Annotated in this window: 11 protein-coding genes; 5 read left to right on the forward strand and 6 right to left on the reverse strand. The window is 38.8% G+C overall.

Features of this window, described 5'->3' with window-relative positions:
• Positions 1 to 124 precede the first annotated feature (124 nt).
• Entirely contained in the window at positions 125 to 1,474 is a 1,350-nt protein-coding gene (gene aroA, locus ACOWPH_RS22115; RefSeq protein ID WP_015217540.1) for a 3-phosphoshikimate 1-carboxyvinyltransferase, read from the forward strand.
• Positions 1,475 to 1,751: 277 nt separating this feature from the next.
• Here aroA and ACOWPH_RS22120 read toward each other — a convergent pair whose 3' ends face one another.
• Positions 1,752 to 2,285: an ureidoglycolate lyase gene (locus ACOWPH_RS22120; protein ID WP_015217541.1), complete on the reverse strand. Its 534-nt coding sequence runs from the start codon at positions 2,283 to 2,285 to the stop codon at positions 1,752 to 1,754.
• A 624-nt stretch (positions 2,286 to 2,909) separates the two neighbouring features.
• On the opposite strand from ACOWPH_RS22120, the gene ACOWPH_RS22125 reads away from it, so the two are divergent.
• Positions 2,910 to 4,403 (forward strand): acyl--CoA ligase, encoded by a 1,494-nt coding sequence (locus ACOWPH_RS22125; protein WP_015217542.1) that lies wholly within the window; start codon positions 2,910 to 2,912, stop codon positions 4,401 to 4,403.
• 276 nt (positions 4,404 to 4,679) lie between these two features.
• Positions 4,680 to 5,663 carry a 2-dehydropantoate 2-reductase gene (locus ACOWPH_RS22130; RefSeq protein WP_015217543.1) on the forward strand — a complete coding sequence of 328 codons (984 nt, stop codon included), beginning with the start codon at positions 4,680 to 4,682 and terminating at the stop codon, positions 5,661 to 5,663.
• A 63-nt stretch (positions 5,664 to 5,726) separates the two neighbouring features.
• On the opposite strand, the gene dhaL is transcribed toward ACOWPH_RS22130, so the two are convergent.
• The 4 genes from dhaL to ACOWPH_RS22150 form a co-directional block, all read right to left on the reverse strand.
• Positions 5,727 to 6,377 (reverse strand): dihydroxyacetone kinase subunit DhaL, encoded by a 651-nt coding sequence (dhaL, locus tag ACOWPH_RS22135; protein WP_015217544.1) that lies wholly within the window; start codon positions 6,375 to 6,377, stop codon positions 5,727 to 5,729.
• Position 6,378: 1 nt separating this feature from the next.
• Positions 6,379 to 7,452 (reverse strand): dihydroxyacetone kinase subunit DhaK, encoded by a 1,074-nt coding sequence (dhaK, locus tag ACOWPH_RS22140; RefSeq protein WP_015217545.1) that lies wholly within the window; start codon positions 7,450 to 7,452, stop codon positions 6,379 to 6,381.
• Positions 7,453 to 7,656: 204 nt separating this feature from the next.
• Positions 7,657 to 8,178 (reverse strand): peptide deformylase, encoded by a 522-nt coding sequence (gene def, locus ACOWPH_RS22145; RefSeq protein WP_015217546.1) that lies wholly within the window; start codon positions 8,176 to 8,178, stop codon positions 7,657 to 7,659.
• A gap of 49 nt (positions 8,179 to 8,227) precedes the next feature.
• Positions 8,228 to 9,439, reverse strand: coding sequence for an HhoA/HhoB/HtrA family serine endopeptidase (locus tag ACOWPH_RS22150; RefSeq protein WP_015217547.1), 1,212 nt, complete (start codon positions 9,437 to 9,439; stop codon positions 8,228 to 8,230).
• Between the two features lie 140 nt (positions 9,440 to 9,579).
• On the opposite strand from ACOWPH_RS22150, the gene dnaA reads away from it, so the two are divergent.
• Both dnaA and ACOWPH_RS22160 read left to right on the forward strand, forming a co-directional pair.
• The gene (gene dnaA, locus ACOWPH_RS22155) at positions 9,580 to 10,956 is read left to right on the forward strand and encodes a chromosomal replication initiator protein DnaA (RefSeq protein WP_015212273.1); all 1,377 of its coding nucleotides are present in this window, start codon (positions 9,580 to 9,582) and stop codon (positions 10,954 to 10,956) included.
• Positions 10,957 to 11,388: 432 nt separating this feature from the next.
• Positions 11,389 to 11,730: a DMT family transporter gene (locus ACOWPH_RS22160; RefSeq protein ID WP_015212274.1), complete on the forward strand. Its 342-nt coding sequence runs from the start codon at positions 11,389 to 11,391 to the stop codon at positions 11,728 to 11,730.
• A gap of 3 nt (positions 11,731 to 11,733) precedes the next feature.
• On the opposite strand, the gene ACOWPH_RS22165 is transcribed toward ACOWPH_RS22160, so the two are convergent.
• Positions 11,734 to 12,279: a DUF5673 domain-containing protein gene (locus tag ACOWPH_RS22165; protein WP_015212275.1), complete on the reverse strand. Its 546-nt coding sequence runs from the start codon at positions 12,277 to 12,279 to the stop codon at positions 11,734 to 11,736.
• Positions 12,280 to 12,458 lie beyond the last annotated feature (179 nt).

Consider the following 12,458-nt stretch of genomic DNA (forward strand, 5'->3'; position numbering starts at 1 on the left):
GATACTGACTTTAAATTAAGTTGATGGCTACAAAAAGCGATAGGATACTAGGGAGGAAGTTACAAGTGGCAGCAGATCAAGTCACCCAAAAGCTTCTAGTTTATTCAAAAGCCAGTGTATCCTAATGTCGGCTGCTGTTATAACCGTAGAAAATCAAGAAAACGCTGCTCATAAGTTAATTATTCAGCGTTCCCCTTCAATGCTGTCCCTCCAGGGTAGTATTCGGGTTCCTGGGGATAAGTCAATTTCCCACCGCGCTCTTATGTTGGGTGCGATCGCAGAAGGTGAAACCCAGATTGAAGGACTCCTGTTGGGAGAAGACCCCCGCAGCACTGCTAGCTGTTTTCGATTGCTAGGTGCAGAAATTTCGGAATTAAATACAGAGTTTGTCCGGGTAAAAGGTATTGGTTTGGGCAATTTTCAAGAACCTGTTGATGTGTTGAATGCGGGTAACTCTGGGACAACCATCAGATTGATGTTAGGGCTGTTAGCTTCCCATCCAGGGCGTTTTTTTACGGTTACAGGTGACGATTCCTTGCGATCGCGTCCTATGTCCCGTGTTGTCAAACCTTTGCAACAAATGACCGCACAAATCTGGGGACGCAAAGGTAACTCTTTAGCACCTTTAGCGATTCAAGGACAAGCACTCAAACCCATTCACTATCATTCTCCCATTGCTTCGGCTCAAGTTAAATCCTGTATTCTCCTGGCAGGTTTAAACACCGAGGGTAAAACTACCGTCACCGAACCGGCTTTATCACGGGATCACAGTGAGCGAATGTTAAGGGCTTTTGGGGCAGAATTAAGTATAGACCCGGAAACCCACAGTGTGACTGTGATGGGTAATGCTAAATTATACGGTCAAAAAGTTGTTGTTCCCGGTGATATTAGTTCAGCAGCCTTTTGGTTAGTTGCTGGATCTATTGTTCCCGGTTCAGATTTACTGGTGGAAAATGTCGGTGTGAACCCCACGCGCACAGGGATTTTAGCAGCTTTAGCCATGATGGGAGCAGATATCCAGCTAGAAAATCAGCGCGAAGTAGCTGGGGAACCGGTTGCTGATTTGCGGGTGCGTTCGAGTCGGTTAAAAAGCTGCACCATTGAGGGAGATATTATACCGAGATTAATTGATGAAATTCCCATTTTGGCAGTAGCTGCGGTTTTTGCTGAAGGGACAACCATTATTAGGGATGCAGCCGAGTTGCGAGTCAAAGAGAGCGATCGCATTACTGTGATGGCGCAACAACTCAATCAAATGGGCGCTAAAATTACCGAATTACCCGATGGGATGGAAATTATTGGTGGTACTCCCCTAGTGGGAACTGACGTAGATAGCCATACAGATCATCGTATAGCTATGAGTTTAGCGATCGCATCTCTCAACGCCACTGGTACAACCACCATTCACCGTGCCGAAGCTGCTGCTATTTCCTATCCCAACTTTACCAACACCCTTGTAGAAGTTTGTCGATAAAGGTGAGAGAGGTGATGAGGGAGAGACATCATAGTCCCCTCCTCGCTTACGGTTCTTGTAACTCAACTTAACCGAGAAATGCTATGGCGGTATGCACGTGAATGAAACACATTATAGCCCCTTCATCGCTTGCGGGGAGGGGGTTGGGTTGTTGTATCTCACTCAACCGAGAACCGCTATATCAATATCTTTCTTACTATCATCTTCTTCCTAATACAGCAGATTGCAGATCAATGAGGTACAGAATCTAAATTGAAACCTAGACACCAAGTCAGTTTTACTCCTGACTCCTGACTCCTGACTCCTGAATTCTGCTGTAAATCATTTCAAACTGTAATTGATGACTTTTGAGAAAATCATGAGTGAAATGATCTACAACATTTGTATCACTCAACTCTAAATTATAAAAATCCACAAACTCATGTTCAAAATATGGCCCTGCGTGCCAAGTTCCCACTTCTAACTTAATAAAACAATTTCCCGGAATACGGAAAGCAGCAAGTTCTGCTAACACAGGTTCATTAATTGCATTATCAGGTGGACAAACTCCCATTAACCAATCTTTTCCTTCCAAAGAACCTAAACATTGAGTACATTGAATATGACGAGTAATTTTGTGGAACTTATGCCCATTTTTAGACAATCGCATAATATAAAAGCGAGGAATGCCATTTTGCAGATTTAACTGTGCATCCTCAGCATCAAAAGCTTTTCCGTCTCCACTAGGAAATATCAATTGTCCATAACGTTGAAAATTTTCTGGTGTTATCCATTTTGCATTTAACTGTTGTAATGTTTGGGATGTACTCATAAAAAATATCTTGTATCTATCAACTTAATTATCTCTCAGAATTAGGACTTACGCATAACACAACGAAAGTAGCAATAATTCATGAATTACCGCTACGGAAGAATCAGGTTTTCGGTCACATCTTGCGTAAGTTCTGAGAATAACAATTTGAATAAATTATTACGTAATAATTCAGGAGTCAGGAGGAACAAAGAAAAAGGAAGAAGAAAATTTCTCCTTCTCACTGTTAAGAGTTTCCTGCCATATCAAACATTTTGTATCCTGAACCCTCACATTATTAATATATAGCGTTTCCCACTAGGCGTGATATACAAAATTACCCAACCCTACCCTTGCTAAGGGGAGGGTGCGCGATAGCGGGGGTGGGGTGTATTTCATGAGACTGGGAATTGCTATATAACTTCTAGAAAGACCTTTAACTCTCTTTTCTTATAAAATGACTATATATGTGAGGAATACCCTATCGGACTAAAATCAAATCGGCGTAAGTTTCTGCTTAAAGGCTTAAAATATTGTTTATCGCCATTGCTTTAGCTTTAGAATATCGATAACAGGTAACAAGAGATAGGTAATAGGGCAGAACAAAGACTTTTTTCAATGTTTAATAATTAATACCTAATAACCATGAATTTATTTAATCTTTTAACAAAAGAAAACAATCATTCAGCCTTAATCACTCCTGATGGATCTATAATTACTTATCAGCAGTTACGTGACAATATAACTGAGTTAACATCTCAACTGCATAGCTTTGGGTTAAAAAAAGGAGATCGTATCGCCATCGCCATGACTAATGGTGTCCCAATGGCTATTACTTTTTTAGCATCCGCTTTATGTGGAACTGCTGCACCATTAAATCCTAAATATAAACAAGAAGAATTTGCTTTTTATTACGAAGATACTCAAGCTAAAGCATTAATTACATTATCGGAAACTCCAGAAGCAGCAATAGCAGCAGTTACATCCGATATGATGTTAATTAATGCCAAAATCAATAATAACGGAACTTTAAACTTTGAATTAGTTAAACCAACATCGACAGCAACAATAAATTCTGAACCTCCTAATGCTGATGATATAGCGATGATTTTACATACTAGTGGTACTACCAGCCGTCCTAAACGTGTACCTATTCGTCATCGTAACTTAATCGCTTCCGCCAATAATATAATTTCTGCTTATTCGCTCACATCTACTGATATTACACTTTGTTTAATGCCACTTTTCCATATTCATGGATTGATAGGATGTTTATTAGCAACCCTCGCATCAGGAGGGACTTTAATTTGTCCTCATGGTTTTAATGCTTTGGAATTTTGGAAACTGGTAGAAACCTACAAACCCACTTGGTATTCCGCTGCCCCTACCATGCATCAAACAATTCTAGCACGGGCAATTCGTAATCAAGAAATTGTTAAAAGGAACCCCTTTCGTTTCATTCGTTCTAGTAGTGCATCTTTAGCACCAGTTATCATTGAACAAATGGAGAAAACTTTAAATTCTCCCGTTTTAGAATCTTACAGTATGACAGAAGCTGCCCACTTAATGACAACAAATCCCTTACCACCAAAAATTCGTAAACCGGGAACTGTGGGTTATGGTTTTAATGTAGATGTGCGAATTATGGATGATGAAGGTAATTTGTTAAATCAAGGTAGTTTGGGTGAAGTAGTAGTAAAGGGTGCAAATGTGATTGATGGTTATGAAAATAACCCAGATGCTAACGCGACTGCTTTTGTAAATGGTTGGTTTCGTACCGGAGATCAAGGAATAATAGATGCTGATGGATATCTGCGTTTAACTGGGAGAATTAAGGAATTAATTAACCGGGGTGGGGAAAAAATTTCACCTTTAGAAGTAGATAATGTTTTATTACGTCATCCTGCTGTTGCTGAAGCTTTAGCTTTTGCTATACCTCACAACAGTTTAGGTGAAGAAATTCATGCTGCTGTTGTTCTAAAATTAGAAGTTAGTGAAAAGGAACTTAAGCAACACTGCTCAAATACATTAGCAGATTTTAAAGTACCTAAACAAATTCACATTTTAGAAGCTTTACCTCGTGGTGCTACGGGTAAATTACAGCGTTTATCAATGGCGAAATTGTTGAATATTGGATAACATAAATGTTGGTCTGAATGAAGATTGTGACTATACTGCAAATATTTCATAATTTAACCAAATATGGAACCCCTCTCCAAACCTCTCCTCGTAGACGGGGAGAGGCTTAGAACTTAGTTTTTTCATCAATTAAAAGTAAAGTTTCTAATCATTTTGAGTATTTTTTTCAATTAGGTTTCACACAATAAAGGTAAATAAACATCTTGTAAATCCTTTAATCCTGAAAATCCTGATTCAGACATTTTCAATTTTTACATAATTTTAGTTATTGCTGTTATGAAAATCTGTATTGTTGGTGCTGGTGCGATTGGTGGTTATCTCGGTGCTAAGTTAGTTTTAAGTGGCGAAGAGGTAACTTTAATTGCTCGCGGTTCCCATTTAGAAGCAATTCAAAAAAATGGACTGAAAATCATATTAGCTGATGGTTCTAGCCAGGTTGCTAACCCGGTTTTAGCTACTAGTGATTTTACAGCAGTTGAATCACAGGATGTAGTGATTTTAGCAATTAAAGCTAATAGTGTAAGTGCTATCGCTCCCTCTCTTCACCATCTATATCATGAGCAAACAATGGTAGTCACTGCTCAAAATGGTATTCCTTGGTGGTATTTCTGCAAACATGGTGGGGAATATAAAGGAACACGTCTAAATTCTCTTGATCCAGATGGTATTATTGAAAACAACATTGATATTGATAGGGTGATTGGCTGTGTTGTCTATCCTGCTGCGGAAATAGTAGAACCGGGAGTAATTCAGCATCTGGAAGGGGAAAGATTTACACTCGGAGAAATCGACGGTTCTAAAACTGAACGTATCCAATTATTAGCCCAAGCCTTGAAGAAAGCAGGATTTAAAGCCCCTGTACGTAATCAAATTAGAACAGAAATATGGATAAAATTATGGGGAAATATTGCATTTAATCCCATTAGTGCCTTAACTGGTGCAACCCTAGAAGCCATTGCCCAATATTCTCACAGCCGAGAACTAGCACGACAAATGATGTTAGAAGCGCAAACTATAGCTGAAAAGCTAGGTGTTAAATTTGGCATCAGCTTAGAACAGCGAATTAACGGTGCAGAAAAAGTTGGCGCTCATAAAACATCTATGTTACAAGATATCGAAGCTGGACGACCAACAGAAATAGAAGCGATCGCAGGTGCAGTGGTAGAACTAGGTAAACTCACGCAAACACCTACGCCCCATATTGATGCACTTTACGCCAGTGTTAAGTTATTGGAGTTGACAGGGAAACAAAGAAGATAATTACGAATTACGAATTACGAATTACGAATTACGAATTACGAATTACGAATTACGAATTACGAATTACGAATTACGAATTGTATTAGAGCCTTTGAGTACTTCTAACAAACTCCGCAACATCCAATAAGCAGAAGTGCCACCGGGATCTTGATGTCCTATACTGCGATCGCCCAAATAACTCGCTCTACCCTTCTTTGCTAACATAGGTATAGTTGCCTTCAAACCTTGTTCAGCCGCAGCAACTGCCATTTGTAAAGCTTCCACAGTTCCCATACCTTGGCCTACAGCTTGTTCAAAAGCCACCACAGCCGGAGAGAGTACATCCACCATCGTCTTATCTCCCAACTGCGTCTTACCCCGCTCAATCACTCCATCCAAACCAGATTGAAGTAACTTCAACATATCTTCTTGAGTTAATTCTTGCTTTCCAGCAGTAGCAGAACTAGCTCTTAAAAACCAAGTTCCATACAGAGGACCACTTGCACCTCCGATACTGGAAATTAAAGTCATACTGACATTTTTGAAAATGCTGCTGATATCTTTACCTGCAATACTCGGTAAAATACTGCTGACCTTTTTAAAACCACGATCCATATTGATCCCATGATCAGCATCACCGATAGCGGCATCTAACTCTGTCAAATCTTCCTTATGATGCTCAATTACAGAAGCAAACACATATAACCATTCAACAATCTGCACCTGATTAACCATTTCACACTCCCCAGCGTAAACTCGGTGTTTTTACTGGTGCATCCCATAATCTGAGCATCTCATCATCTAACTTCAGCAGAGTGATAGAGCAACCTTGCATTTCTAAGGATGTGATGTAGGGGCCAATTAGACTTCGCACAATTTGCAATCCTGCCATTTCACAAATTTCTGCCAGTTTGCGGTAGACAATATAGAGTTCAGAAATAGGAGTCCCACCCATACTGTTAACAAATGCCAGAATGCGATCGCCTTTTTGCAGGGGTTTATTTAACAGTTCCACATCTACCCACCCATCTGTGACTTCATTCCACTCCCGGACTGTGCGACCATAGGGAAGATCATCAATGAGCGATGCCACTAAAATTTCTGTAATCTCATCCCCTGACTTCATAGAAACCCTTGCTCTCCCTGGTTCCCCATGAATCCCAATCCCTAATTCTATCTCATTATCCGCCAAAGCAAAAGTCGGTGTCCCCTTCGCCGGCACAGTACAAGAACTCAGCGCCACACCCACACTACGCCCATGCAGATTTACCCTTCTACACAAATCTGCCACCTGCCGCAAATCATAACCCTGTGCTGCTGCTGCTCCACAAATCTTTTCTGCCAACACCGTTGTCCCCACACCCCTTCTACCTTGGGTATACAGACTATCCTTCACCGCCACATCATCATCAATCATAATATTTAGCGTGCGGATACCTTCACCTCTGGCTAACTCCGTCGCCATTTCAAAATTCATCAAATCACCGCTGTAATTTTTAACAATATAAATAATACCCGCACCACCATCTACCTGCTGCGCTGCTGCTAACATTTGGTCAGGAGTCGGTGAAGTAAAAACTTCCCCCGGACAAGCAGCATCAAGCATTCCCATTCCCACAAAACCAGTGTGCATAGGTTCATGACCGCTACCACCACCAGAAATAATTGCTACCTTTCCCCGTACTGGTGCATCAGCGCGATAGATAAAAGCCGGCTCATAATTTACCTTGATTAAATCAGCATGAGCCACAGCCATTCCTGCTAGACTTTCCCTAACAAAGTCTTCTGGTTGATTAATCAGCTTCTTCATAATTAATGTTGGCAAAGGTGCTTAAACTCAGGATAAACTCTCGCAGCACCAAATTTCAGCATTTTTTCTGATAATTGCTATTAGATATTATCCGTAACGCACCATTATCAAAAGTTTAGTAGGTTAAGCTGTCGCCCTAAGCGTAGCCATACCCGCAAGGACTTTACCTAACCTACGTAATATTTCAAAAATCAAACATGATTCTTATATCTGCTTTTGATATTCAGTCTCAGTCATCAATTCATAAGTAGATTCTACTCTATCTAAAAATACTTTCCCTTCCAGATGATCATACTCATGTTGAAAAATACGAGCGATAAAATCTGATAATTCTTGCTTTTGTATCTGACAATTGCGGTCAGTATATTCAATTTCAATTTCCTGATATCTAGGAACTAAACCTCTAATTCCAGGAATACTTAAACAACCTTCCCAACCTTTCACAACTTCAGTTGAATGGGCAATAATTTTTGGATTAATCATCGCTGTTGGTTCCATTTCTGGTGCATCAGGATATCTGGAATTAGGACGGGAAGCGACAATAAATAACCGATAGGATTCAGCAACTTGGGGTGCAGCAATTCCTACACCATTAGCCTGAGAAACAGTAGCTATTAAATCATCAATGAGTTTTTGGATATGCTCACCATGAATATCTTCTACCCAAACTGCTTTTTGGCGTAATATCGGATTGCCTAATTGAATAATTGGTACTGTTTCAATCATGGAAGAAAAAATTATTTAAGTAATGGTAAATGCAAGATTAATAAAAAAGTTAATTCTCAGTCCGCATTGGTAAAGGGGCAGGCTTAACTATTAATTGAGCCACTTTTCCATCACGTTCTACTTGGATTTGGAGAGGATTACCAACTTTGGTATTTTCCACAAGCTTTTGAACTTCCTCTATTTTATTAATAGGTTGGTTATTAATGGTTTTAATTACATCCCCTGGTCTGAGTCCACCAATTGCAGCCGGCGAGTTAGACACTATATTAATTAATAAAACTCCTTGCTCGGCAACTAAATTCACACGTCCGCGAGATCTACTAAGAATTCTTTCCTTGATTTCTGGTGTTAATGTTATCATTTCCACGCCTAAATATGGATGATCTACTTTACCAGTAGCAATTAATTCTTGAGAAATCTTCTGCACAGTATTAATGGGAATTGCAAATCCTAAACCTTGAGCGCCTTGGATAATTGCTGTGTTCATGCCGATCACTTCACCACGAATATTTAGCAATGGTCCGCCAGAGTTACCAGGGTTAATTGCTGCATCTGTTTGTAAATAATCCACACGCTTATCACTAGCACCAATAGCACTACTAGAACGATCTGTAGCACTAATAATTCCAGATGTAACTGTATTATTTAAACCTAAAGGATTACCAATGGCAATTACAGCTTCTCCTGGTTGCAACACATTGGAATTGCCTAAAGCTAGAGTTGGTAGATTATTGGCTTCAATTTTAATTACTGCTACATCTGTAACTGGGTCTTCTCCTAAGACTTTACCATCAAAAGTTCGACCGTCTTTGAGTGTAACTGTAACTTGGTCAGCACCATCGACTACGTGGGAATTAGTCAAAATTTGACCGGAGGAATTAATAATAAATCCAGAACCACTACCCCTTTCTACCCTTTCTCTTGCCTGTGGTACTCTGTCAAACCTGCGAAAAAATGGATCTGAAAATTGTTCTGGTACTCGAGATGTGATGGTTCTGGCAGAATCAATGCGAACCACTGCACCGCCCACTTTTTGTACTACTCCAACTACAAAATTAGGATCACCTGTGGCAGCGATGATAGGAGGGGGTGCAAATACTGAAGCAGGTGTAGTTGTATTTTGGGCTTGAGTAATATTTTGTTCAGCCTCTAAAGTCCTGCTATTCAAACTAGAACAGCCACTCAGCACTACTACTGCTAACCCAGTGATTAGCATCCATCCTCTTCCTTGTTGCGCTAGGTTATGATTTTTTGTCTTCATGTGTACTTTTCTCTCCGTGTTAGTCACTGGGTGGTAAGATATTGGCTACCTGGTCTATACCAGATTAATTACAGTTTAAAGTCAAATTATTGCTTGCTCATATCTTCTATTGTGACGATTAGCAGCAAAGGTGGTAGATGATGGAAATTCCCATTGACAGTCTGTGGAGTCAGGTGCTAGAGCGTTTACAGCTAGAGCTATCTCGTCCCACCTTTGAAACCTGGATCAAAACTGCTAGTGCAGAACAACTAGAAAATAATTGCTTAGTTATCCGTACTCCTAACCCTTTTGCCCGAAATTGGCTTCAGAAGTATTACATCAATACGATCGCTCATGTGGTGCAAGATATTTTGGGTTATCCAGTAGAAATTTACATTACTGTTGCTCAAGGTGATGAAGTTTCTCAGTTAGGTAAACAAGAAGTGGCTTGGGAATTGCCAGCGGTTAATCCTATTTTCACCAATGTATCTAAAAATCAACAAAAAACTACAGAGTTAAATCCGAAGTATGTTTTTTCAAGGTTTGTGGTTGGTGCTAATAATCGTATGGCTCATGCGGCTTCTTTGGCAGTAGCAGAATATCCAGGCAGGGAATTTAATCCTTTATTTTTATGTGGTGGTGTGGGTTTGGGTAAAACTCACTTAATGCAAGCTATTGGTAATTATCGTTGGGAAATTTATCCTAATTCTAAAATATTTTATGTTTCGACTGAGCAGTTTACGAATGATTTAATTACTGCTATTCGTAATGATAGTATGCAAATTTTTCGGGAGCATTATCGGGCTGCTGATGTTTTGTTGGTTGATGATATTCAGTTTCTGGAAGGTAAGGAATACACTCAAGAAGAGTTCTTTCATACTTTTAATACTTTACATGAGTCTGGGAAACAAGTTGTCATTGCTTCTGACCGTCCTCCTAATCAGATTCCTAGTTTGCAAGAACGGCTTTGTTCAAGGTTTTCGATGGGGTTGATTGCAGATATTCAATCCCCTGATTTAGAAACTAGAATGGCTATTTTACAGAAAAAAGCTGAGTATGAAAATATTCGTTTACCTAAAGATGTAATTGAATATATTGCTTGTAATTATACTTCTAATATTCGGGAATTGGAAGGAGCTTTAATTCGGGCTTTAGCTTATATTTCCATTTGGGGTTTAGCAATGACTGTGGAAAATATTACCCCAGTGTTAGGAACTTCTAACCAAAAACTAGAAGTAACACCAGATGTGATTTTAAAGGTGATAGCGGAGAGTTTTGATATTTCGATTGAAGACTTAAAAAGTAATTCCCGCAGACGAGAAATTAGCTGGGCTAGACAAATAGGGATGTATTTAATGCGACAGCTTACGGGTTTAAGTTTACCGAGAATCGGTGAGGAGTTTGGTGGTAAAGACCATACAACAGTGATGTATAGTTGCGAGAAGATTACCCAATTGCAAGAGACAGACAGGAGTTTAATTCAAACTTTACGTCAATTGAGCGATCGCATCAACATGAATAGTCGTTCTCAAAAATAGGAGTTGAGAAGATGTCTAACAAGGAATCGAACCAAAATAAGATTATTTGATTTTCCCAAGCTGCTTCATTATGTTCCCTGTTCATAAATCATTTAGGATTGCTATAGAATTGAAATATCAAGAATAATTGAACGCAAATGAAGGTTGATAATTCAATTGATGTCATTATTATGTGCAGAATAACTGGCATAAATATATCGAAATAATGACATAAGATTTTATGCTTATAGCAATTTTTTAGTTTTATAGAGATAATCAAATAACCCTAATGCTGCAAAGTAACAATTTATAATAGCTATAGGAATCCGGTTTGATTCCTGTTCGCGGTAGCGTGCCGTAGGCATATTTAATTGTGTGGTCAGGGAACTCTTAACAGGAAAGACAGAATTGATATCTACTGAGTCTTGTTCAAAAATCAAATGGGAGTCCTATATGTTAAGCAGTTGGCTTTATCTCATGATAGCAATTATTTTTGAAGTCTGCGGTACAACTTGTATGAAATTGTCCGAAGAATTTACTAAAATAGTTCCTTCCATCTTAATATTTGTATCCTATGGACTTTGTTTAACTTTTTTGACACTTTCTCTCCGAAAAATTGAAGTTAGTGTCGTTTATGCTATTTGGTCTGGATTTGGTACCATCTTAATTACTAGTATTGGTATTGTCTGGTTTCGTGAATCTTTCACACTCATCAAAGTTATGTCCATATTTTTAATAATTGTCGGTGTGATTGGTTTAAATTTAGGTGAATACTTGCAGAATATTAATAATTAACGCTCATTTTTCTAAAATTAGATACTCTTTTAAAACAGTATCTATACTCTCTCTTTGTGGGGTATTAATCGTTAAGCGCCATATATCCCCAAAACACATACCAGTGCTGATAATCAAAATATAGTCATCCGGTTTCATTGGATTCACAGTCCATTTATAATACCTAATCTTTTCCCACGTAGCAAAACCTCCAGCAGTCAAAATCCCTTTTTCTCGGATTGTGGGAGGATTATTCATAAATAGTCTTAGTAAGAAATAGCTAACAAAAAGTATCCTTGTCATACTTTCTAAAGGATACATAAATAGCTGTACTTTATTAAGAATAGGATATAATATTATAAACATGAAATTGCTATATAAAAATATAAGCATCCCTTGTCCACGCAGAGGAAGTTTGATTAATAAATTACCTATCTGTTTGCGATTAATTAAAAAATTCAGAATCACCCATAGCAAGATAAATGTTAACAGTACAAATAGCAGGTTAGCAATATATTGATATTGAATTGATACTGCATCTGTGATTAGTGTGGCTTCGTTTTCTATCATTACCTATTCAACCAAATTGAAAATTTAGTGGTCTACCCTTCGGGAACGCCAAATCAGTGGCGGTTCTGTAGCTGACTTCCCGCAGGGTATTCTCCACTGATTGCATTCTGACTTCTGAATTCTTCTTTAAAGCGTTTCCTTATCATATGAGGTACATTATAGACCCCTCCCCTTGGTAA

This window comes from Anabaena sp. PCC 7938 (genome assembly GCF_049315035.1).
Classification (GTDB): domain Bacteria; phylum Cyanobacteriota; class Cyanobacteriia; order Cyanobacteriales; family Nostocaceae; genus Anabaena; species Anabaena cylindrica.